The organism is Modestobacter sp. VKM Ac-2978 (assembly GCF_026968025.1).
Classification (GTDB): Bacteria; Actinomycetota; Actinomycetes; order Mycobacteriales; family Geodermatophilaceae; genus Modestobacter.
Map to the genome: position 1 here is coordinate 325721 of NZ_JAPVBP010000006.1, position 21884 is coordinate 347604.

General features: G+C 74.4%; 18 protein-coding genes. 11 read left to right on the forward strand and 7 right to left on the reverse strand.

The genetic code is table 11. The features are described from left to right. The first annotated feature begins 38 nt into the window (after positions 1-38). The 7 genes from O2W53_RS16760 (at position 39) to O2W53_RS16790 (ending at position 6442) form a co-directional block, all read left to right on the forward strand. A complete protein-coding gene (locus O2W53_RS16760) occupies positions 39-2594 on the forward strand; it encodes a glycoside hydrolase family 3 N-terminal domain-containing protein (protein WP_269164190.1) in 2556 nt (851 codons plus the stop codon). A gap of 152 nt (positions 2595-2746) precedes the next feature. Beyond that, complete coding sequence (locus O2W53_RS16765) at positions 2747-3886, forward strand: protein-glutamate methylesterase/protein-glutamine glutaminase (RefSeq protein ID WP_269164191.1); 1140 nt, start codon at positions 2747-2749, stop codon at positions 3884-3886. Continuing rightward, positions 3883-4707, forward strand: a complete 825-nt coding sequence (locus O2W53_RS16770) for a CheR family methyltransferase (RefSeq protein WP_269164192.1) — start codon at positions 3883-3885, stop codon at positions 4705-4707. The genes O2W53_RS16765 and O2W53_RS16770 overlap by 4 nt, the downstream gene beginning before the upstream one ends. A gap of 1 nt (position 4708) precedes the next feature. Then, the gene (locus O2W53_RS16775) at positions 4709-5104 is read left to right on the forward strand and encodes a response regulator (RefSeq protein WP_269164193.1); all 396 of its coding nucleotides are present in this window, start codon (positions 4709-4711) and stop codon (positions 5102-5104) included. Next, the gene (locus tag O2W53_RS16780) at positions 5101-5601 is read left to right on the forward strand and encodes a chemotaxis protein CheX (protein WP_269164194.1); all 501 of its coding nucleotides are present in this window, start codon (positions 5101-5103) and stop codon (positions 5599-5601) included. The genes O2W53_RS16775 and O2W53_RS16780 overlap by 4 nt, the downstream gene beginning before the upstream one ends. Next, positions 5598-5960, forward strand: a complete 363-nt coding sequence (locus tag O2W53_RS16785; protein ID WP_269164195.1) for a response regulator — start codon at positions 5598-5600, stop codon at positions 5958-5960. The genes O2W53_RS16780 and O2W53_RS16785 overlap by 4 nt, the downstream gene beginning before the upstream one ends. Further along, positions 5957-6442 carry a hypothetical protein gene (locus O2W53_RS16790; protein ID WP_269164196.1) on the forward strand — a complete coding sequence of 162 codons (486 nt, stop codon included), beginning with the start codon at positions 5957-5959 and terminating at the stop codon, positions 6440-6442. The genes O2W53_RS16785 and O2W53_RS16790 overlap by 4 nt, the downstream gene beginning before the upstream one ends. A 91-nt stretch (positions 6443-6533) precedes the next feature. On the opposite strand, the gene O2W53_RS16795 is transcribed toward O2W53_RS16790, so the two are convergent. From O2W53_RS16795 to O2W53_RS16805, 3 genes are all read right to left on the reverse strand, one after another. Continuing rightward, complete coding sequence (locus O2W53_RS16795; protein ID WP_269164197.1) at positions 6534-7469, reverse strand: alpha/beta fold hydrolase; 936 nt, start codon at positions 7467-7469, stop codon at positions 6534-6536. Positions 7470-7533: 64 nt separating this feature from the next. Further along, positions 7534-8724 carry an ATP-binding protein gene (locus O2W53_RS16800; protein WP_269164198.1) on the reverse strand — a complete coding sequence of 397 codons (1191 nt, stop codon included), beginning with the start codon at positions 8722-8724 and terminating at the stop codon, positions 7534-7536. A gap of 204 nt (positions 8725-8928) precedes the next feature. Next, positions 8929-9663, reverse strand: a complete 735-nt coding sequence (locus O2W53_RS16805; protein WP_269164199.1) for a TVP38/TMEM64 family protein — start codon at positions 9661-9663, stop codon at positions 8929-8931. Positions 9664-9916: 253 nt separating this feature from the next. Here O2W53_RS16805 and O2W53_RS16810 point away from each other — a divergent pair, with 253 nt between their 5' ends. From O2W53_RS16810 to O2W53_RS16820, 3 genes are all read left to right on the forward strand, one after another. Continuing rightward, entirely contained in the window at positions 9917-10306 is a 390-nt protein-coding gene (locus tag O2W53_RS16810) for a phage holin family protein (RefSeq protein WP_269164200.1), read from the forward strand. A 158-nt stretch (positions 10307-10464) separates the two neighbouring features. Then, entirely contained in the window at positions 10465-15348 is a 4884-nt protein-coding gene (locus O2W53_RS16815; RefSeq protein WP_269164201.1) for an NAD-glutamate dehydrogenase, read from the forward strand. Positions 15349-15418: 70 nt separating this feature from the next. Continuing rightward, complete coding sequence (locus O2W53_RS16820; RefSeq protein WP_269164202.1) at positions 15419-15871, forward strand: PGPGW domain-containing protein; 453 nt, start codon at positions 15419-15421, stop codon at positions 15869-15871. 9 nt (positions 15872-15880) lie between these two features. On the opposite strand, the gene O2W53_RS16825 is transcribed toward O2W53_RS16820, so the two are convergent. Together O2W53_RS16825 and yaaA are read right to left on the reverse strand one after the other, a co-directional pair. Next, the gene (locus O2W53_RS16825; protein WP_269164203.1) at positions 15881-17302 is read right to left on the reverse strand and encodes an amidase; all 1422 of its coding nucleotides are present in this window, start codon (positions 17300-17302) and stop codon (positions 15881-15883) included. Positions 17303-17344: 42 nt separating this feature from the next. Beyond that, complete coding sequence (gene yaaA / locus O2W53_RS16830; protein WP_269164204.1) at positions 17345-18103, reverse strand: peroxide stress protein YaaA; 759 nt, start codon at positions 18101-18103, stop codon at positions 17345-17347. A gap of 130 nt (positions 18104-18233) precedes the next feature. Between yaaA and O2W53_RS16835 the strand changes: the two genes are divergently transcribed. Beyond that, complete coding sequence (locus O2W53_RS16835) at positions 18234-19085, forward strand: PP2C family protein-serine/threonine phosphatase (RefSeq protein WP_269164205.1); 852 nt, start codon at positions 18234-18236, stop codon at positions 19083-19085. Position 19086: 1 nt separating this feature from the next. Here the strand turns inward: O2W53_RS16835 and O2W53_RS16840 are convergent, their stop codons facing one another. Continuing rightward, on the reverse strand, positions 19087-20220 hold the full coding sequence (locus O2W53_RS16840; RefSeq protein WP_331253806.1) for an SPL family radical SAM protein: 1134 nt from the start codon (positions 20218-20220) through the stop codon (positions 19087-19089). A 38-nt stretch (positions 20221-20258) separates the two neighbouring features. Continuing rightward, a complete protein-coding gene (locus tag O2W53_RS16845; protein ID WP_269164207.1) occupies positions 20259-21770 on the reverse strand; it encodes an HNH endonuclease signature motif containing protein in 1512 nt (503 codons plus the stop codon). Positions 21771-21884 lie beyond the last annotated feature (114 nt).

Here is a 21884-nt window from a genome sequence, read left to right on the forward strand (position 1 = left end):
GCACCCGCAGGGCCGCAGCCGCGCTCTCCGTCGCAGCCGTGACCATCACGGTCGTCCCGGCGCTGGCCACCGCGGCCTCTGCCGCCACCGGCGACGCCACGCTCGCCGCCACCAGTCCCATCGTGACCACCCCGGACGGCGGGACGGCGACCGTCGTCGTCCAGCTCGACGTCGAGGGTGGCGGCACGTTGCCCGCCGACGTGACGGCGCAGTGGGCGACGGGAGCCGGCAGCGCCACGGCCGGGGAGGACTACGCGCCGGTCAGCGGCACGATCACCTTCCCGGCGGGTACGGCGTCCGGCGCCACCCAGCAGCTCACGGTGCCCACGGCCCCGTCGGCCGAGGGCGAGACGGCCGAGACGATCTCGATCGACCTCGCAGCCGACGACGCCTCCATCGGCACCAGGCCCACCGTGGTCATCGACGCCCACGGGCTGCCCTACCTCGACGCGTCCCTGCCAGTGCCCGCGCGGGTCGACGACCTGCTCGGGCGCATGTCGCTGGCGGCCAAGGTCGGCCAGATGACGCAGGCCGAGCGGGCCGAGGTCGACGACAGCCAGGCCCAGATCGCCGACCTGATGCTCGGCTCGCTGCTGTCCGGCGGAGGCTCCGGTCCGGAGGAGAACGACCCCGAGGCGTGGGCGGACATGGTCGACGGCTACCAGCTGTGGACCCGGCTGACCCCGCTGCAGATCCCGCTCATCTACGGCGTGGACTCCGTCCACGGCCACAACAACGTCGTCGGCGCCACCGTCTTCCCGCACAACATCGGCCTGGGCGCCACCCGCGACCCCGCGCTGGTCCAGGAGACGGCGCACGTCACCGCGGAGGAGACCCGGGCCACCGGCATCCCGTGGACCTTCGCACCGTGCCTGTGCGTCGCCCGCGACACCCGCTGGGGCCGCACCTACGAGGCCTTCGGCGAGGACCCGTCGCTGGTCGTCGAGATGGAGACGTCGATCGACGGCTTCCAGGGCGGCGACGTCAGCGCGCTGGACGACCCCGACCGGGTGCTGGCCACGGCGAAGCACATCGGTGGCGACGGCGACACCGAGTACGGCACCGGGGACGACCTGGGTTCGGGCCCCAGCACCTACCCGATCGACCAGGGCATCACGGTGACCAGCCGCGAGGAGTTCGAGCGGATCGACCTGGCACCGTTCATCCCCGCCGTGCAGCAGCACCACGTCGGTTCGATCATGCCGTCCTACTCCAGCACCGACTACACGGAGGACGGCCTCGGCAACCCGATCAAGGCGCATGCGGACGCGAGCGTCCTGACGGAGTTCCTCAAGGACGAGGTCGGCTTCGACGGCTTCGTCATCAGCGACTACCACGGGATCGACCAGATCCCGGGCGACCGGGCCAGCGACGTCCGCACCTGGGTCAACGCCGGCGGCGACATGGCCATGGAGCCCGACGACTACGCCTCCTTCGAGATCACGCTGATCAACGAGGTGCTGGAGGGGCGGGTGCCGCAGGAGCGGATCGACGACGCCGTCCGCCGCATCCTCACCAAGAAGTTCCAGCTGGGCCTGTTCGAGCAGCCCTTCGCCGACCGCACCAACCTCGACCAGGTCGGGTCGGCCGAGCACCGCGCGGTCGCCCGGCAGGCGGCCGCCGAGTCGCAGGTGCTGCTGAAGAACTCCGACGACGCGCTGCCGCTGGCCGACGACGCCCCGCTGTACGTGGCCGGGCGCAACGCCGACGACCTGGGCAACCAGATCGGCGGCTGGAGCATCACCTGGCAGGGGCAGTCGGGCCGGCACACCGAGGGCACGACGATCCTGGAGGGCATCGAGCAGGTCGCACCGGACGCCGACGTGACCTTCAGCGTCGACGCATCCGCCCCCATCGACCCGGACGCCACCGGCGTCGTCGTCGTGGGGGAGACCCCGTACTCCGAGGGGTACGGGGACGTCGGCGGGCCGCTGTGGGCCTACGACCCGGCCGACGAGGGCATGCCCCGGGAGCCCAAGACCATGGACCTCAGGGCTGAGGACCAGGCCGTCATCGAGACGGTGTGCGCGCAGACGGCGACGTGCGTCGTCCTCGTCGTCTCCGGCCGGCCGCTGGTGCTCAGCGACCAGCTCGGGGACATCGATGCGCTCGTCGCCTCCTGGCTGCCGGGCAGTGAGGGCACCGGCGTCGCCGACGTGCTGTTCGGCCGCACCCCGTTCACCGGGCAGCTGCCGCAGAGCTGGCCGCGCACGGTCGAGCAGGGCGAGCTCAACGTCGGGGACAGCACGTACGAGCCGCTGTACCCGTTCGGTTGGGGGCTGAGCACGTCAGCGGACCTCCCGCTGTCCGACGCCCAGGTGAGCCGACTCGCCGAGACACTCGCCGGCGGGGACGCGGGTCGGTTGACCGGGCCGCTGGCGGCGCTGCAGAACGCCCAGGGGCTCGATGCTGAGGACCCGCGGGTCCGGGAACTGGTCGGGGCGCTACGCCAGGTGGTCCAGCAGCTCGTCGCGGACCCGGTGACCGGTGTGCCGGCCCCGGCGGCAGACCGGATCGCGCGTGCCGACGTGGCCCTGCTCGAGGAGGACGTCGCGACGACCGTGCGCTTGCTGGTGGAGGCCGCCACGGTCTGACCCGTTCCGCCGAGGGCGCCCCCGCACCACCGTGTGCGGGGGCGCCCTGTGCGTGTCCGCCCTTCTCCGGATTACCGCTCAAGGCCCGGCCCCCGATGCCGATACAGCTCTAGAGCGGCCCACCGGCCGGCACATCGGCTGCGGGGGAACGCGTGGAACAGATCAGGGTGATGGTCGTCGACGACTCCGTCGTCGTCCGCAAGATCGTGACGGACGTGCTGTCCGAAGACCCGATGATCACCGTCGTCGGCACAGCGCCGAACGGTCGGCTGGCCGTGGCCAAGCTCGAGCAGCTCAAGCCCGACCTGGTCACGATGGACATCGAGATGCCGGAGATGAACGGCATCGAGGCGGTGCGCGCCATCCGCAGTCGTGCGGGCGGCCAGACGTACAGCCGGGTGCCGATCATCATGTTCAGCACGCTGACCGAGCGCGGTGCCTCCGCGACCCTGGACGCGCTGTCCGCCGGCGCCAACGAGTACGTGACCAAGCCGGCGAACGTCGGCAGCGTCGCGCAGTCGATGGAGAGCGTGCGTCAGCAGCTCATCCCGAAGATCAAGGCCCTCACCGGCCGGCCGCAGACCAGTGGCCCCGCGGCCGCCCCGGTCGCGGCGCCGGTCGCCGTCCGCCCGCCGGCGGCGCGCACCCGCGCCCCGAAGGAGCCGGCGGTGCTGGTGATCGGCTCCTCCACCGGTGGCCCCGAGGCGCTGACCAAGGTGCTGCCGCTGCTGCCGGCCTCGCTGCCGGTGCCGGTGCTGCTGGTGCAGCACATGCCCCCCGTCTTCACCCGCCAGTTCGCCCAGCGGCTGGACCGGCTCTGCCCGCTCACCGTGGTCGAGGCCGCCGACGGCACCCCGCTGGTGCCCGGCACCGTGCACATCGCCCCCGGTGACTTCCACCTGACCGTGGGCACCAGCGGTGCCAACAAGCGGACGGCGCTGAACCAGGCGCCGCCGGAGAACTTCTGCCGTCCGGCCGTCGACGTCCTCTTCCGGTCGGCCGTGGCCGCCTACGACGGCGCCGTGCTCGGCGTCGTGCTGACCGGCATGGGCTCCGACGGGCGCATCGGCGCCGGGCAGATCCGGGACGCCGGCGGCACCGTCGTCGCCCAGGACCAGGCCACCTCCGTGGTCTGGGGCATGCCCGGTGCGGTCACCCAGGCCGGCTTCGCCGACGAGGTGCTGCCGCTGGCCCGGATCGCCGAGGCGATCGTCCGACTGCTCCCGACCCCACGCCCGGCCGCCAGCTTCGCCGCTGCCCGGGCCGCTGCCCCGATGGGAGGCCGGCGATGACCCTCACCGCCACCAGCTTCGACTGGGTGCGCCAGCTGGTGCACCGCGAGAGCGCGATCGTCCTGCAGCCCGGCAAGGAGTACCTGGTCGAGGCCCGGCTGCTGCCGATGGCCCAGCAGCGCGGCCTCTCCGGGGTCAGCGAGCTCGTCGAGTCCGTCCGCAGCCGGCCGGACCCGGCGACCACCCGGCGGATCGTCGAGGCGCTCACCACGAACGAGACGTCCTGGTTCCGCGACGGCGACCCGTTCACCGCGCTGACCAGCACCGTGCTGCCGCAGCTGCTGGCCGCCCGCCGGCCCGACGAGCGGCTGCAGATCTGGTCGGCGGCCTGCTCCAGCGGGCAGGAGGCGTACACGATCGCCATGCTGCTGTCCGACGCGATGCCCAACGCCGCCACCCGGGTGTCGATCACCGCGACCGACCTGTCCCGGCAGATGGTGGAGCGCACCCGCGCCGGCCGGTTTAGCCAGCTGGAGGTCAACCGGGGGCTGCCCGCCACCATGCTGGTGCGGCACTTCACCCGCAGCGGGAACGAGTGGGAGATCGCCCCGGCGCTGCGCCGGATGATCACCGCGACCGAGTGCAACCTGGCCGCGCCGCTGCCCCGGATGGGCCCCTTCGACGTGGTCTACCTGCGCAACGTCCTCATCTACTTCGACCTGCCCACCAAGCAGGCGATCCTCACCCGAGTCCGCCAGCTCATGCGCCCCGACGGGTGGCTGTTCCTCGGAGCTGCGGAGACCACGCTCGGGGTCGACGAGAACTGGGAGCGGGTCGTCCTCGGCCGCGGCTCCGCCTACCGCCCGCGAAAGGGAGCCTGACGTGCGAGCTCTGGTGATCGACGATTCCCGCGCCATGCGGCGCATCGTCGGCAGCATCCTCAAGGACTTCGGATACGAGGTGCGTGAGGCCGGAGACGGCCAGCAGGCCCTCGACGCGCTGCAGGAGGGCAAGGCCGAGGGCTGGGTCCCCGACCTGTGCTGCATCGACTGGAACATGCCGGTGATGGACGGGCTGCAGTTCGTCATGGCCGTCCGCGCCAACCCCGACTTCCGCCAGGTGACGCTGATGATGGTCACCACGGAGAGCGAGACCGGCCAGATCGTCAAGGCGCTGGCCGCCGGTGCCCACGAGTACCTGATCAAGCCGTTCACCGCCGACGCGCTCCGCGACAAGCTCGCGCTGCTCGGCCTGCTCCCCGAGGGGGTGTCCGCGTGACCCTGCAGGAAGCCCAGCCGATCAGCGCGCTGCTGGACCAGGCGACGGTGCAGAGCATCGCCGACGAGATCTGGCCGGCGCTGGTCGGTGACGGCGAGGCGTTCGTGCCCGTCCCGGTCGCACCGCCGGCCGAGGTGGTCAGCGCCTGGGTGACGATCAGCGGCCCGTGGGACGGCGCCGTCGTCCTCACGTGCGCGCCGGCCACCGCCGAGGCGCTCGCCGAGAGCGTCCTGATGACCCGGCCGCCCACGGTCGTGGACGACGAGGACGTCGCCGACGCGCTCGGCGAACTCGCCAACGTGCTCGGCGGCAACATCAAGTCCGTCCTGCCGGGGCCCTCCAGCCTCGGCCTCCCCCAGATCGGTTCCGCGCCCACCACCGGGCGGCTGGACGACGTCTGCCGCGTCAACGGTCAGTGGCGCGGACAGAGCCTGACCATCACCGTGCAGGGCGCCACCGAGGCGCTGCACCCGAGCGGAACTGAGGTGCCGCAGTGAAGATCCTGGTGACCGACGACAGCCGTGTCATGCGGCAGATCGTGATCCGCACCCTCCGACAGGCGGGCTACGACGACCACGACATCGTCGAGGCCGTCGACGGACGCGACGCGTTCGACAAGGTCGGGTCGGAGAAGCCCGACCTGGTCCTCTCCGACTGGAACATGCCCGAGATGACCGGCATCGAGTGCCTGGAGGCGCTGCGCGCCTCCGGCTCGCAGGTGCCCTTCGGCTTCGTGACCTCGGAGGGCTCGCCGGAGATGCGCGAGAAGGCGGCCAACGCAGGCGCCCTCTTCCTCATCGCCAAGCCGTTCAACGAGGACACGTTCAAGGAAGCCCTGGACGGGGTGATCGCATGACCGCCCCCGCACCGGCGCTCCTGCCCAACCCCAAGGACGTCCGCGACCTGCTGGAGGGGCTGTTCGGCAAGGACGTCACCGTCGCCCCGGGCGACCCGGTGTCGCTCAACGACAAGCCGGCCGTCGCCGTCTACGTGGACCCGACGATGGCGACCACCGCCCTCTGCCTGGTCGACATCCGGCTCGCCGCCTGGCTCGCCGGGGCGCTGGCCCTGCTCCCCAAGGGCGGGCTCGAGGACGCCATCGACGAGGGCGAGCTCTCCGAGATGCACCTGGAGGTCGTCTACGAGGTGGTGAACGTGGCCGCCGCGCTGTTCAACGGCGGGGGCGTCAACCACTCGAAGCTGTACAAGCTGCACGCACCGGGGGAGTCGATCCCGGGGGACATCGCCGGCCTGGCCGCGGCGTTCAACCGGATCGACCTCAAGGTCGACGTGGCCGGCTACGGCTCGGGCAACCTGTCCATCGTGATGGCGCACTGAGCTCCACGTACGACCAGCAGGACCCGGACGACCAGGGGAGCGGGACCGGTGCGCGAGCACCGGACCCGCTCCCCTGGTCGTTCGTCCGTGGTCAGCGACCGCGGGCGGCCGCCTCCCGCACCGCGTCGGTGATCGCCCGGATGCCCTCCGCCGTCCAGAGCAGGGAGTCGTGGTCGGTGCCGGGGACCTCGCGGGCGGTCACGTGGGTCTCGCCGAGCTGCATCGGCTCCAGCCGCACCTCGTCGTAGAGGCCGGGCACCTCACCCTGCATGCCGCGGGTGGCCCAGAGCAGGGCCGCCGGCACCGGGAGGTCGGTGGTGGCCTCGAGCACCACCTGGTTGCGGAGCATGTCCGCGCCGTCGACCCGGACCGCCTCGTGCACCACCGCGCTGCGCAGCTCCGGGGGCGTTCCGGTGAGGTCGCGGACGAAGAACGCGGACACCGGCGGGTCGTCGACCCACCGGCCCACCGTCGGGTGCTCGGACCAGAAGTCCCGGACGGCGGGGAGGTCGGGGAACGTGCGGTCCAGCCGGTCCAGGGTGGGCCCGAGGAAGGCGCCCAGCATCGCGTCGGTGTCCGCGGCCGGCGGGACGGCGAAGGGCAGGCCGCCGTCGACCAGCACCAGCCCGTGCACCATGTCCCGGGCCACCCCGGCGGTGGCCAGCGCGGCGACGAACCCACCCATCGAGTGGCCGACGAGCACGGTCGCGTCGGCCCCGGCCTGGGCGTCGGCGCCGAACCGGTCGAGCAGCGCGGCGAGGTCCGCGGCGTGCACGGACAGGCCGTAGGGGCCGGGGAGCCCGGCGCTGCCGGCCCGCCCCCGCAGGTCGGGGGCGACCACCTCGCACTCACCGGCCAGGGCCGTTGCGACCGGGCCCCAGACCGCGGCGTTCCCGGTGATGCCGTGCACCAGCACGACCAGCGGGGCCCCCGGGGCGTCGGCCGCCCAGTACAGGGCGGCGAGCTCACCCCCCTCGACCGGGACGGTGATCTCCTCGGGGGAGCGGACGTCGGCAGGGGTGCTCACCCCGGCCACCATGCCGTCCCGGCGTCGAGGTTGCACGTGGAACACGACTCGATCGGGTGCGGGACTACTCCGGGGCGTGCCGGAGCAGATAGCGGCCGAAGTGCGGGACGGTGAAGGCGATCTGGCCGCGCTCGGCGGAGTAGACCAGGCCCTTCTTGATCAGTGAGTCGCGGGCGGGGGAGAGGGAGGCCGGCTTGCGGCCGAGGGTGACCGCGACGTCGGAGGTGCCCACCGCGGCGCCGGTCGGCCCGCCGAGCTCGGCCATCGCGTGCATGTACTCCCGCTCGGCGGGGGTGGCCCGGTCGTAGCGGGAGCCGAAGAAGCCCACCGCGAGCTCGGCCTCGGCGGCCGGTGCGGCCATAGCCACGTCGTCAGCGGTGATCGGCGAGGCGGCGGCGACGTCCCAGGTGACCTTGCCGTAGGCCTGCACGAAGTAGGGGTAGCCGTCGGCGGCGGCGTAGAGGGCGTCCAGTGCAGCGGTGTCGAACTCGACGTCCTCCCGCTCGGCCGGGGCCAGCAGCGCCCGGTCGGCGGCGGACCGGTCCAGCCGGTCGATCCGCAGGTAGCGGAAGAGCCGTTCGGAGTAGCTCTTGGACGCGCTCAGCACGGCGGGCAGGTGGGGGAGCCCGGCGCCGACGACGATCAGCGGCGAGCCCTGCTGGGAGAGCTCGTGGCAGGCGGCGCAGATCGCCGAGACGTCGTCGGTCTGCACGTCCTGCATCTCGTCGATGAACAGCGCGACGCCCTTGCCCACGTCGGCGGCGAGGCCGGCCACGTCGCTGAGCAGCTCGACCAGGTCGATCTCCATGTCGCCGGAGTCGGCACGGCCGGTGGTGGCCGGCACGTCGATGCCGGGCTGCCAGCGGTCGCGCACCTTCGCATCAGCAGGTGCCTGACGCTGGGCGAAGGCCTTGAGCGTGCCCAGGACGGCTTCGGTGGACTCCTGGTCGGGGTGGCGCAGCTCGCGCAGCGCCATGTGCAGCGCGGCCGACAGTGGCCGGCGCAGCGACTGGTCCGGGCGGGCCTCGATCTTCCCGGTGCCCCAGCCGCGGGTGATCGCCGCGGAGCGCAGCTGGTTGAGCAGCACGGTCTTGCCGACCCCGCGCAGCCCGGTGAGCACCAGTGAGCGCTCCGGCCGCCCGCGTGCGATCCGTTCCAGGACGACGTCGAAGGCCGACAGCTCGGTGTCCCGGCCGGCCAGCTCGGGCGGGCGCTGGCCGGCGCCGGGGGCGTACGGGTTCCGGACGGGGTCCATGTCGAGCACCCTATGCCGGTGTCTTGCTGTTGGGTTAGAGACCGTTAGACGACGGCATCGACCGCCGTCTCGACCTCAGTCTGGCCGTGTCTAGCAAGGACGCTAGACAGACCGATACGGCGTCAGACGGACCTCGAGGAGTCGCGGTGACGGCGATGACGCTACCACGGTGTTCGAACACCCGTTCGAACGCGGTTGTCCTCGTCAGGCTCCCGGCCCGCCGGCGCCGGCCGTCCGTCGACGACGGTGGGTGGCCACGCCCAGAACCACGAGGGCCAGGGTGAGCGGGACCAGGCTCGCCAGCAGTGGGACCCCGCCGCGCCCGGCCGCGCCCACCGTCGCCCCGATCGACACGTGCAGCACGGTGCCCGGCACCAGGCCCAGCGCGCTGCCGGCGAGGTGGTCGCGCCACCGCATGCCGGACAGCCCGGCGGCGTAGCTGACCACGGTGAACGGCACGACCGGCGTCAGTCGGCCGATCAGCACGGCGAGGAACCCGCGCTCGGACAGCAGCGCGTCGGCCCGGGCCAGCCGCGGCCCGGCCAGTCGGGTGACCACCTCCCGGCCGAGCCCGCGGGCGAGCAGGAACCCGGCGGCGGCGCCGAGGACGCCGCTGGTCAGCGCCAGGGCGAGGCCGCCCCAGAACCCGGCGAGGACGCCGGCGAGCAGGGAGAGCGCGGTGCGGGGCACCGGCGCGAGCGTGGCCAGCGCCAGGCCGGCGACGAGGGTCGCCCAGCCGAGGGGGCCGACGTCGGCGAGCCAGTCGCGCAGGGTGGCGACGTCGGGGAGGTCGGCCGTCAGCGCGACGGCGCCACCGGCCACGACCAGGGCGACCAGCAGCAGGGCGCGTCGCAGCGTCCGGGCGGGCAGTCGGCGCAGCCCGGCGGTCAGCCGACGGGGGAGCGGCGCCGCGGCTGGGTCCTGCGGCGGCGCGCTCACCGGCTCAGTCTCCCAGCGCAGCGCCCCGCCGGGGGGCGACTCCCGGCGGGGCGCGCGATGACCGGTCCGGGCGGGCGCCTCGCGGCGACCGGGCCGGTAACCGGGTCAACGAGCGGCGAGCTCGGTTGTTCCCCACCGGATCGTGTGACATGCGGCTCTGTCGGGCCGTCTGTCGATGTCTAGCGACGACGCGAGAGTCGGTTAGACGGGGGGAGTCCCGCCCATCGTGATCAGTGCGGGTTACCGTGCCGCCGTGGCCACGATCGGCAAGTTCGCCGTCCGCGTCGTCGTGCTCGCGGCGATCATCTTCGCCGTGACCCGGCTCGTCGAGGGGATCGAGGTGATCGGCAACCCCACCGGCTTCTTCGGCGAGACCGGCACCTACCTCTGGGTCGCGCTGCTGTTCGCGCTGGTCAACTCCATCGTCGGGCCCATCGTCCGGCTGCTGGCGCTGCCGTTCGTGATCCTCACCCTCGGTCTGTTCCTGCTGGTGATCAACGCGGCGATGCTCGGCCTCACCGCGGCGCTGTCCGACCGGTTCACCGTCGACGGCTTCCTGGCCGCCCTGTTCGGCGGGTTCCTCATCGCCCTCTTCAGCTGGATCGCCGAGCTGGTGCTGCCGTTGAAGGTGCGCGGCCACTAGCGTCGGTGAGCATGGCTCGTCTGGGTTCGGAGTCCGAACGGTCCACGCGCATCCCGGCCGGTCCGGGGGGCGACCCCGCCCAGGTCCGCCCGGGTGGGGGGACCGGTGACGCTCCCGTCGACGGCCTCGTCGAGAGCCCTGTCGACAGTCCTGTGGACATGGCCTCGCTGGAGGCGGCGCAGGAGGAGAAGCGCCGGCTGCTGGACCGGGCGGCCACCGCGGCACGCGGGCTGCTGACCGACCAGGTCGCCCTCCCGGCCGGCGTCCAGTCGGCCGACACCCCGGTCCTGCTGCACCGCTTCTACGCCGGTGAGCCGGCCGCGGAGGTGGTCGGCCACGACCCCGCGGACCTGGCCGCCCTCGCGCTGGGACACCTCCGGCTGGCGGCCTCCCGCCGGCCGGGCACCCCGGTCGTCGACGTCCACCGCACCGACGGCGGACGGGCCGTGCTCCGCGTCGTCGTCGACGACATGCCGTTCCTCGTCGACTCGGTGACCGCCGAGGTGACCCGGCAGGGCATCGCCCCGGACCACATCGTGCACCCGGTCGTGGTCGTCCGGCGGGGCACCGACGGCACGCTGGTCGACTTCTGCGACAGCGCCGACGCCGCCACCTGCGGTGCCGACGCGATCGCCGAGTCCTGGATGTCCGTCGTCCTCTCCGGGCAGGTCGACGAGGAGGCCGCCACCGACCTGCTGGCCGGCATCGGGACGGTGCTCGACGACGTCCGCCGCGCGCACACGGACGCCGCCGCGCTGGCCGGGCGGGCCGGGGAGATCGCCGACGCACTGGACCGCCTGCCGGCCCCCGAGGACGCCGGCCACCCCGCCGACGACCCGGCCGAGGCCGCGGCGCTGCTCCGCTGGCTGGCCCGGGGCAACTTCCTCTTCCTCGGCGCCCGCGCCGTCGAGCTGGTCGGGGACTCCGCCGAGCCGGCGGTCGACGTGGTCGCCGGCTCCGAGCTCGGCGTGCTGCGCAGCTCCCCCGAGCGCGCCACCTCGGTGGCGCCGGCCGCGCTGGCCGCGCCGGGTGCGGGGGCCGTCCGCCGGGTCCGGGTCACCAAGGGCGACGCCCGCTCCACGGTCCAGCGCCCGGCCTGGCTCGACCTCGTCGTCGTCGACCTGCCCAGCGACTCGCCGGGCAGCCGCGGCCGCCTGCACCTGCTGGTGGGCCTGTTCCCGAACGAGGCGTACACCAGCAGCGTCCGGGACGTGCCGCTGGTCCGGCGGACCGCCGACGCCGTCCTGGCGCGCTCGGGGGTGCCCGCCGACAGCCACTCGGGCAAGCAGCTGCTCGACGTCCTGGAGACCTACCCGCGCGACGAGCTGCTGCAGGTCGACGTGGACGAGCTGCTGCCGGTGGCGCTGGCCGTGCTGCACCTGCGCGAGCGCCGGCAGACCCGGTTGTTCCTGCGCCGCGACCCGTTCGGCCGGTTCTTCTCCGCCCTCGTCTACCTCCCCCGCGACCGGTACACGACGCAGGTCCGGCTGACCATGCAGCGGCTGCTCCTGGAGCAGCTGGGCGGCACCCACGTGGAGTTCACGGTCCGGTCCAGCGAGTCGGTGCTCACCCGCCTGCACTTCATCGTCCGGGTGCCGGTGAGCCGGCGGGGTGGCCCGTCGCTGCCCGACGTCGACGTCCCGGCGCTGGAGGAGGCGCTGGCGGCGGCCGCCCGCAGCTGGACCGACGACCTGGCCGACGCCCTGGTCGCCCGGCACGGGAGCGACGCACCCCGGCTGCTGGCCCGGGTCGCCGACGCCTTCCCCGCGGCCTACCAGGAGGACTTCCCGGCGGAGGTCGCCGTGGAGGACCTCGCGCGGCTGGACCGGCTGGCCCCCGGTGGGCTGGACCTGCGGTTGCGGGCGCCGGCCGGCCCGGAGGGGGAGCGCCGGCTGACCGTGTACCGGGTGGGGGAGCGGCTGCTGCTGTCCGACGTGCTGCCGGTGCTGCAGCACATGGGCGTCGACGTGCTCGACGAGCGGCCCTACGAGGTCGACCGGATCGGCGCCCCGATGGCCTGGGTGTACGACTTCGGCCTGGCGTCGCCGACCGTCGAGGTGCCCTTCGCCGGCACGCTGCCCGAGCGCTTCACCGACACGATCACCTCGGTCTGGGCCGGCCGCGCGGAGGACGACGCCCTGAACTCCCTGGTGCTGCTGGCCGGGCTGACCTGGCGGCAGGTGGCCGTGCTGCGTGCCTACGTGCAGTGGCTGCGCCAGGGTGGGCTGCCCTTCGGTCAGTCCTACGTGCAGGAGACGCTCGCCGCGCACCCGGGGATCGTGGCCCGGCTGGTCGCGCTGTTCGAGACCCGGTTCCACCCCGACCGGTCGGCGGGCCGCGAGGCGCGCACCACCGCCCTGGTCGAGTCGCTCACCACGGCGATCGGCGAGGTGGCCTCGCTGGACGCCGACCGGGTCCTGTCCTCGCTCCTGGCCGCCGTCCGGGCGACCCTGCGGACGACGGCGTACACGGCCGGCGTGTTCACCGAGGGCGCCCCGCTGGCGCTCAAGCTGGACCCCTCCGCCGTCCCGGACCTGCCCGAGCCCCGCCCGGCGCGGGAGGTGTGGGTCAGCTCGCCGCAGGTGCTCGGCGTGCACCTGCGCTTCGGCGCGGTGGCCCGCGGCGGGCTGCGCTGGAGCGACCGGCGGGAGGACCTGCGCACCGAGGTGCTCGGCCTGGTCAAGGCGCAGACGGTGAAGAACACCGTGATCGTGCCGACCGGGGCCAAGGGCGGCTTCGTGGTGCTGCGCGGACCGGGGGAAGGCGCGTCCCGCGACGAGGTGCTCGCCGAGGGCAAGGCCTGCTACACCCAGTTCATCGGCGCGCTGCTGGCGCTCACCGACAACCTGGTGGATGGTGCCGTCGTCCCGCCGCAGCGGGTCGTCCGGCACGACGGCGACGACACCTACCTGGTGGTCGCCGCCGACAAGGGGACGGCGACCTTCTCCGACCTGGCCAACTCGGTGGCGATCGAGCGCGGGTTCTGGCTGGGCGACGCGTTCGCCTCCGGCGGCTCGGTCGGCTACGACCACAAGGCGATGGGCATCACCGCCCGCGGCGCCTGGGAGTCGGTCACCCGGCACTTCCGCGAGCTCGGCGTCGACGTGCAGGCCCAAGAGGTCACCGTCGTCGGCGTCGGCGACATGTCCGGCGACGTGTTCGGCAACGGCATGCTGCTGTCCGAGCAGCTGCGGCTGGTGGCCGCCTTCGACCACCGGCACGTCTTCGTCGACCCGACCCCGGACGCCGCCGTCTCCTTCGCCGAGCGCCGGCGGCTGTTCGAGCTTCCGCGTTCCTCCTGGGCCGACTACGACCGCTCGCTGATCAGCGCCGGCGGCGGGGTGTGGCCCCGGACGGCGAAGTCGGTGCCGGTGTCCGCGCCGATGCGCGCGGCGCTGGGGCTGGCCGACGACGTGGCGGCCCTGAGCCCGCCCGAGCTGGTGCGCGCGGTGCTGCTGGCCCCGGTCGACCTGCTGTTCAACGGCGGGATCGGCACCTACGTGAAGGGCGCCGGGGAGAGCGCGCTGGACGTGGGGGACAAGGCCAACGACGCGGTGCGGGTCGACGGCGGCCAGCTGCGGGTCCGGGTGGTGGGCGAGGGCGGCAACCTGGGCCTGACCCAGCGGGGGCGGATCGAGTACGCGCTGGCCGGGGGGCGGGTGAACACCGACGCGATCGACAACTCCGCGGGCGTCGACACCTCCGACCACGAGGTCAACATCAAGATCGCGCTGAACCGGGTGGTCGACGAGGGGCGCCTGGAGCCGGACGACCGGGCTCGGCTGCTGGAGGAGATGACCGACGAGGTGGCCGCGGCCGTGCTCGGGGACAACTACGCGCAGAACGCGACGCTGGCCACCGAGTGCGCCGCAGCGCGAGGGCTGCTCGACGCCCACCAGCGCTACCTGCGGGCCCTGGAGCGGGCCGGCCGGCTTGACCGTGCGGTGGAGGCACTCCCCGACGACCGGGCGTTGGCCGAGCGCCGCCGCGACGGTCAGGCCCTGACCGGGCCCGAGCTGTCCGTGCTGCTGGCCTACGCCAAGATCGAGGCCGGCGACGCGGTGCTGGACTCGGGGTTGCCCGACGACCCGGCGCTGGCCGAGCTGCTCCAGGACTACTTCCCGACCGCACTGCGTGCCCGGTTCCCCGCCGCGCTGTCCAGCCACCCGCTGAGCCGGGAGATCGTGGCCACGGTGCTGAGCAACCGGGCGGTGAACACCGCCGGGGTGACCGGGCTGTTCCGGCTGGGTGAGGAGACCGGTGCCCCGGTCGCCGCAGTGGTGCGGGCGCACACCGTCGCCCGGGCGGTGTTCGACGTCGACCGGCTCTGGGACTCCCCCCGGGACCTGGACAACCGGGTGCCGGCCGCCACCCAGGTGCACCTGCGCACCGAGGCCACCCGGCTGGCCGAACGGACCACCCGCTGGCTGCTGCGGATCCCCGAGCTCACCGCGGAGCCGGCCGCCACGCTGGCGCCGGTGATCGAGCGGTTCGCCGGCCCGGTCGCCGAGGTGCGGGCCGGGCTGCCCGGCTGGCTGCTCGGGGCCGACGCCGAGGCCTACGCCGAGCGGGCCGCGGAGCTGCGGGCCGCCGGCGTCTCGCCGGAGCTGGCCGTCGAGGTCGCCGCGGCGCCGCTGCTGCCGACGGCGCTGGACCTGACGGTGGTGGCCGAGGACACCGGTGCGCCCATCGCGCTGGCCGCGCAGGTGTCGCAGTGCCTGGCCGAGCGGCTGGCCCTGGTGCCGCTGCGGGAGCTGGTCATCGAGCTGCCCCGGGACCGGCGCTGGCCGTCGATGGCCCGGGCGAGCCTCCGGGACGACCTGGCCACCGAGCAGGCGACGCTCACCGCCGACGTGCTCGGCCTGCGGAGCTCCGACGGCGAGGAAGCGGCCGAGCTGGTCGAGCGGTGGGTCGACGCCTGGGACGTCGCCCAGCAGCGGGCCGCGGCGCAGCTGGCCGACCTGGCCTCCGGTGACCGGCACGAGCTGGCCGAGCTGCTGGTCGCCGTTCGCACGCTGCGGGGGCTGCGCCGACGCCGCTGAACCCAGCGAAATGGTGCGACACGCCGAAGGGACTGAGTGTGCAGCGGATAGATGGGGCACAACCGGCCTCGTGAAGACCGCTGTGATCGCCACCCTCGGTGGCCTGCTGACCCTTGCCGGCATCGGGCTGCTGGTGCTGCCCGGCCCCGGGTTCGTCCTCGTCGCTGCTGGGCTGGCCGTGCTGGCCACCCGGTTCGCCTGGGCCAAGAAGCCGCTGGACTACGCCCAGGACAAGGCCGTGGCGGGCGTCGAGGAGGTCGGCCGCAGCCCCTGGCGGGCCGCCCTCGCCGTCCTCGCCGCCCTCGCCCTGGTCGCCGTCGGGGCGCTGGTCCTCGCCGGGGTGGAACTGCCGTTCACCAACGCCTTCACCGCCCTCGTCCTGGTGATCTCCGGGCTGTTCCTCGTCGGCACGGTGGTCTTCGCCCGCCGGCACGAGAAGGTCATGGTGGCCCGGGCCCACCGCCCGGCCGGGGTGGCGGGCACCGACGGCGCCTACCGCGTCGCCCCGTCCAGCCAGGACTGACGCCCGGGCTCAGCCCAGGTCGGGACGGCGCCGGCCGAAGCCGGTGGCCTGCTCGAACGCGTGCCCGACCTCCAGCACCCGGCGGTCGGCGCGCGGCGCACCGATGACCTGCAGGCCCACCGGGAGCCCGTCGGGGGTGAACCCGCCGGGCACAGACAGTGCGGGGCACCCGGTCGCCGAGATCAGCGTGCAGGAGCGCATCCAGCCCAGGTAGTCGTCCTGGGGGACGCCGGCGACCTCGGTCGGGTACTCCTGCTCGACCGGGAACGGCAGCACCTGGGTGGTCGGCGCGAGCAGCACGTCGTAGCGCTCGAAGAAGGCCACGACCCGCTCGAAGAGCGCCGTGTGCGCCACCTCCGCGCGGCCGACGTCGGCGCCGGTCAGCGCGGCTCCGCGGGCGGCGTTCCAGCGGATCGTCTCCTTCACCTGGTCCGGGTGCTCGCGCACCAGGTCACCGAAGCTCGCCTCGAACAGCCAGGCGCGCAGCACGCCGAACGCCTCGTCGGCGCCGGCCAGGTCGGGGCAGTCCTCCTCGACGGTGGCGCCCAGGTCGCGGAACACCCCGAGCTGCTCCATCAGCACGGCGCTGATCGCCGGGTCGACCGGCACCTGACCGCCCAGGTCGGGGGCCCACGCCACGCGCAGGCCGGTCAGCTCGGTCGGCAGCGGCGCGGCGAACGGGGCGCCGGGGTCGCTCAGCGAGATCGGCACCCGCGGGTCCGGGCCGGCCAGCGCCGACAGCCCCAGGGCGACATCGGCGACGGTGCGGCCCATCGGCCCCTGCACCGACAGCTGCGACCAGCCGATGGCGGCGGGGTGGGTGGGCACCCGGCCGGGCGTGGGGCGCAGGCCGACGACGTTGCAGAACGCCGCCGGGTTGCGCAGCGAGCCGCCCATGTCGCTGCCCTCGGCGATCGGCACCAGGCCGGCGGCCAGCGCTGCGGCCGCACCGCCGGAGGAGCCGCCGGCGGTCAGCCCGTGCCGGTAGGGGTTGTGCGTGGCGCCGAAGAGGGTGTTGAAGGTGTGCGAGCCGGCCGCGAACTCCGGCACGTTCGTCTTGCCGACCCGGATCGCCCCGGCCGCCCGCAACCGGGCGACCACCAGCTCGTCGCGGGCCGGGACCGTCTCGGCGTGCAGCGGGGAGCCCCAGGTGGTGCGCATGCCGCCGGTGGCGTGGGTGTCCTTGTGCGCGACCGGCAGGCCGTGCAGCGGACCGACCGGCCCACCCGCGGCGAGCCGGGCGTCGGCGGCGTCGGCCGCGGCCCGGGCGCCGTCGGCGTCCAGGGTGACGATCGCGTTGAGCTCGGGGTTCAGCCGCTCGATCCGGTCGAGGTGGGCGTCCATCAGCTCCCGGGCGGAGATCTCCCGGTCGCGCACCAGCGCGGCCAGCTCGGTCGCCGGACGGGTACACAGCTCATCGAGGTCGCTCACCCCGGCGACCGTACTGGGTCTCTCACCGTTGAGGAACCTCGGTCAGCGGGTCACGGAAGCCGCCGGGACGACGAGGGTGAGCTCGGTGCCGCCGTCGTGCTCCACGTGCAACCCCGCGCGGCGCAGCAGTGCCCGCAGCCGGACGACGGAGTCCGGCTCGGCCGTGGTGGTGGCCAGCAGCCGGGCCAGCCGGCCCTTGTGCGCCTTGTTGAAGTGGCTGACCACCGCCCGGGTGCCGTCGGGGCGTTCGCTGAGCACCTGCACGGTGACCGCGCCCGGGACGGGGGCCAGCTCGGCGTAGGCCCCGGACCGCAGGTCGACCACCAGGTCGTCGACGTCGGCCAGCACGTCGGTGAGCACGGGCTTCCAGAGCGACCGCAGCGTCGGCAGCCCGGGCAGGGAGCTGCCCGCGGAGAGCCGGTAGGCGGGGACGGCGTCGTCGGCGCGGAGCAGGCCGAACAGCGCCGACCCCACCGCCAGCCGCCCGGCGGCCCGGCGGCGCTGCGCCCGGGTGAGCGACCGGACGTCCAGGGCGTCGTAGAGCACGCCGGTGTAGCGCTCGATCGCCGGCACGGTCGGACTGGTGCGCAGCGCGGCGTTGCGGGCGATCTCGCCGTCCTGGGCGGGGGAGAGGCCGAGCGCGGCCCGGGCGGCCGGGACGTCGGCAGCGAGGCCCACCACCGCCGCCACCAACTGCTCCCGCAGGGGGTTCAGCTCCGGGGTGCCGAGGGCACTCAGGTCCAGCGGGGCGCCGCCCCCACCCGGGTGCTTGGTCTCCGACGGCGGCAGCAGGACGAGCACGAGGAGGAACGGTAGGTGACCGCGCCCGCCGTGTTCGTGGGCGGCCCTGGGGTGCGTGATCTACCGTTCGGCGACCGCTGCGTTCGCAGTGCAGGTCGGTGGGCCGGTGAGGACAGGGGGGTGACGGCAGGTGCTCGTGCTCGACAGTGCTGCCGTCTCCACCCGTGGCCCCCGCCCGGACAACCAGGACTCCGCGGTCGCCGGCCCCCAGTTGATCGCCATCGCCGACGGGGTGGGCGGCAACGTCGGTGGAGCGGTCGCCTCCTCGCTGGTGGTGAACTGGCTGGCCCCGCTGGCCACCGGCAGCACCGGTGAGGGCGCCGACGACCCGGTGCGGATCGTGGCGAGTGCGAACGAGCGGATCCGGGCGGCCTACACCGAGCGTCCCCGGCTGCGGACGATGGCCACCACGATGACCGCGCTGCACGTCGACGCCCAGGGGCTGGCCCTGCTGCACATCGGCGACTCCCGCGGCTACCTGCTGCAGGACGGCGAGCTCCAGCAGGTCAGCACCGACCACACACTGGTCCAGGCGCTGATCGACGCCGGCTCGCTCACCCCGGCCGAGGCGAAGGTGCACCCGCAGCGGTCAGCGGTCTACGCCGCACTGCACGGCGCGGACGACGACGTCGCCGCGGTCGACGTGCTCCGGCTGGACGCCCGCCCCGGCGACCGGGTGATGGTCTGCTCCGACGGGCTGTCCGACGTCGTCCCGCCTGCCGTGCTGTGCGACCTGCTGGCCTCCGACGGCACGCCCGCCCAGGCCGCCGCGCGGCTGCGGGACGCCGCGCTGGCCGGGCCGCCGACCGACAACATCACCGTCGTCGTCGCCGACGTCCTGGAGGCCGGGCCCGACGGCGGTCCGGTCCGGGTGTGCACGTTCGGCGCCGCCACCGAACTCCGTGAGGAGACCGCGGAGGCGCTGGAGGCCGTCTGGCCCGGCCCGGTGCCGGTCGGCCTGGTCCAGCACCGCCCCCGCTGACCTAGGTCCAGTAGAGCAACTGGGCGGCGGGCAGCCGGTCGGCGATCGCGGCCTCGAACCAGCTGCGCAGCTCGCCCATGGTGTCGCGCGGGTAGACGTGCTTCACGGCCCCGTACTTGCCGCGCTTGGTGGTCCGCGCGGCCTCGTCCATCTCCAGCTTCGTCCGCGGGTACCAGTCGGTCAGCGTCGCCTTGCTGCCCGGCGTGAACCGGTGGGTGATGCACTCGACGGTGAGGTCGGTGCCGGTGGGGAGCGCCGCGGCGACGTCGTCCAGCAGCTGGCCGTACTCCTCGCGCCAGCCGTCGGTGGGCATGATCGGCGCGATGGTCAGCCCGACCGGGTAGCCGGCGGCGGCGACCGCGCCCAGGGCGGCGATGCGGCCGGCGACGGGCGACGTCGCACCCTCGAAGCGGCGGGCCACCGAAGCTGCGTTCACCGAGAAGCGCAGCCGGGTCCGGCCGCCGTGCGGCAGGTCGAGCAGGCCGGCGACGTCGTCGAACTTGGTGGTGGCCCGTAGCTGCACCGGCCCGGCCCAGTCGTGGGTGCCGAAGTGCCTGATCGCCGTGGCCAGCCCGCTGGTCAGGTGCTCCAGCGCGAGCGGGTCGGTGTAGCAGGAGGCCTCGAACGTCGTCCCCTCGCCGGCGCGGGCGGCGGACCCGGAGGTGACGGTGCCGTGCCCGACGTAGCCGTCCAGGCCCGCCAGTGCCTCGTCGAGATCGGCGTACACCCGGGTGATCGGCGGCCCGGACAGCGAGCCAGCGAGGTAGCAGTACTGGCAGTGCGCCGGGCAGCCCTGCGCGAGGTCGAAGCGCCAGTCGGCCGAGGGGGCGATCGGCTGCAGCCGGCGCAGCGAGGGTGGCGGCACCACCAACGCCAACGTCTGCTTGGCCGCCATGAACGCCGCCCGGTCGCCGTCGCCGCGCAGGGCGGGTAGCCGGTCGCCGCGCAGCAGTTCGATGTCGCTGACCCCGGCGGCCTCTAGCTGGGCCAGCACCCGCAGCCCGTACGGGCGCTCGGCCGCGGAACGGGTGACGAGGACCCGGGACGGCGTCCAGAGCCGGGTCGGCGTAGGAGCCGTGACGGGTCGAACGGCCGGGAGCGGGGGGCTGACGGGAGCGGTGCGCGCGGTGGGCATCGCCTGGTGCAACGGCCCCCGGACGGCCGTCCTTCCGGTCAGGCGGCGCGTCGCCGGACGAGGTCGCGATGTGCCATCAGCGCCCAGACGACGTGCTGCAGGTCCATCCGCTCGCCGTCGGAGGGGAGGGCCGCGGGCAGCAGGTGCGGGGACGGGAGCAGCGGTGTCAGCCCGTCGGCGGCGGTCCCGCGGAACCGCTCCCCGGCGTCGGACCACGGCCGCCCGCCGTCCGGGGCCACGGCGATCAGTCGGCCGCCGCGCCGGCTGAGCACCAGGTCGTGGTCGTGGACCAGCCCGTGGTCGACGTCGCAGAGCAGGACGAGGTTGGAGACGTCGGTGCGGCCGCCGTGCAGCCAGTGCCGCAGGTGATGGGCGTGCAGACGTTCCGGCCTCGTCTCCTCGCAGCCGGGTCGCGCACAGCCGCCGTCGCGGAGCAGTAGTGCCCGGCGCTGGGCGCGGGTGGCGTATCGCCGCGACCGGCCCTGGGCCAGCACCTCGGGGCCGTCGGTGACGATCGCGGTGACGGCCGCGTCGCAGGCCAACCGCCGGGCCTGCGCCGGCGTGAGGGCCGGGCCGCCCTCCAACGCGGCCCGCCCGGCGGCCTCGTCGTCGGCGAGCACCGCGGCGTCCACGACGACGACCACCTCGCGACGGGGTGGGTCCCCAGCGCGGCGGTCGGCGTCGGCAGCCGCCGCGGCCAGCTGGGTCATCGCCCGGCAGCGGCGCTCGGTGGTCACCGCCAGCGGCTCCACCTCGTCCTCGGCCGGGGGATCGCCGGCACGTCCTTCCACGGCAGGGACGTCGGTGGGCGTGGTCTCCCCGTCCCCGGCCTGTTGTGGAGCCCCTGCGAGGGCAGCCTGATCGCGGCGACGGGCGGCCCGTTCCCGGCGGGCGTCCCGTTCGGCGAGCGACTCGATCGCGGCGAGGAACGCGGCGCCCTGCTCGGCTCCCATCCGCACCTGCAGCGAGACCATCCCGTCGTCCTCGGTCCACCAGGAGAACCGTCGCCGGTCGGCGACCCGGCCCGCGTCGACGTCGTCGGCCCGGCGCCAGGCCCGCACGGTGCGCTCGACCTGGGATGCGGTGGCGTGCCGGGCGAACTCGACGAGCTCCGCCTCGGTGCCCGGCTCGGCGACCCGGGTCAGCGCGCGCACCTTCGAGTAGGAGAGCTCACCTGCGGAGAAGGCGGCGCTGGTGAGGGGCAGCCCCCGTAGCGCCCGCGCCACCCGGACGTGCTGCCGGGCCGTCCCCGGCGTCAACGAGCACTTCCAGGCCAGCCAGTGGGCGCACGAGGTGATGCCGACGCCTCCCCAGCCCTCCCGCTCGTCGAACTCGGCGACCAGCCGCAGCCAGGACGCCGTCGCCGCCGCCAGCTGCACCGCACCGGCGCAGATCCGATCAGCGAGCGCGTCGATCGGCTCCACCGACTCGACGGGCCCGACCGACCCGAACGGCTCGACCGGCTGGACCGGCTGGACCGGCTGGACCGACCCGGTGGCGGCGGGGGCGACGACGGAAAGCGGCAGGGCAGAGACCAACGCATCGATCATGTGTTCGAACGTAGCGGGGACCACTGACGGGAACTCCGGATCGGTCGCGCGGGACGGTTCCGCGGAACCGTCCCGGCGACGTCGGGGGGGGGGGGGGGGGGGGGGGGGGGGGGG

Coding starts and splice junctions, on each gene's coding strand:
- O2W53_RS16845 (WP_269164207.1), bottom strand. CDS start 21,770: ATGATCGATGCGTTGGTCTCTGCCCTGCCGCTTTCCGTCGTCGCCCCC.
- O2W53_RS16770 (WP_269164192.1), top strand. CDS start 3,883: ATGACCCTCACCGCCACCAGCTTCGACTGGGTGCGCCAGCTGGTGCAC.
- O2W53_RS16790 (WP_269164196.1), top strand. CDS start 5,957: ATGACCGCCCCCGCACCGGCGCTCCTGCCCAACCCCAAGGACGTCCGC.
- O2W53_RS16800 (WP_269164198.1), bottom strand. CDS start 8,724: ATGGACCCCGTCCGGAACCCGTACGCCCCCGGCGCCGGCCAGCGCCCG.
- O2W53_RS16815 (WP_269164201.1), top strand. CDS start 10,465: ATGGCCTCGCTGGAGGCGGCGCAGGAGGAGAAGCGCCGGCTGCTGGAC.
- O2W53_RS16840 (WP_331253806.1), bottom strand. CDS start 20,220: ATGCCCACCGCGCGCACCGCTCCCGTCAGCCCCCCGCTCCCGGCCGTT.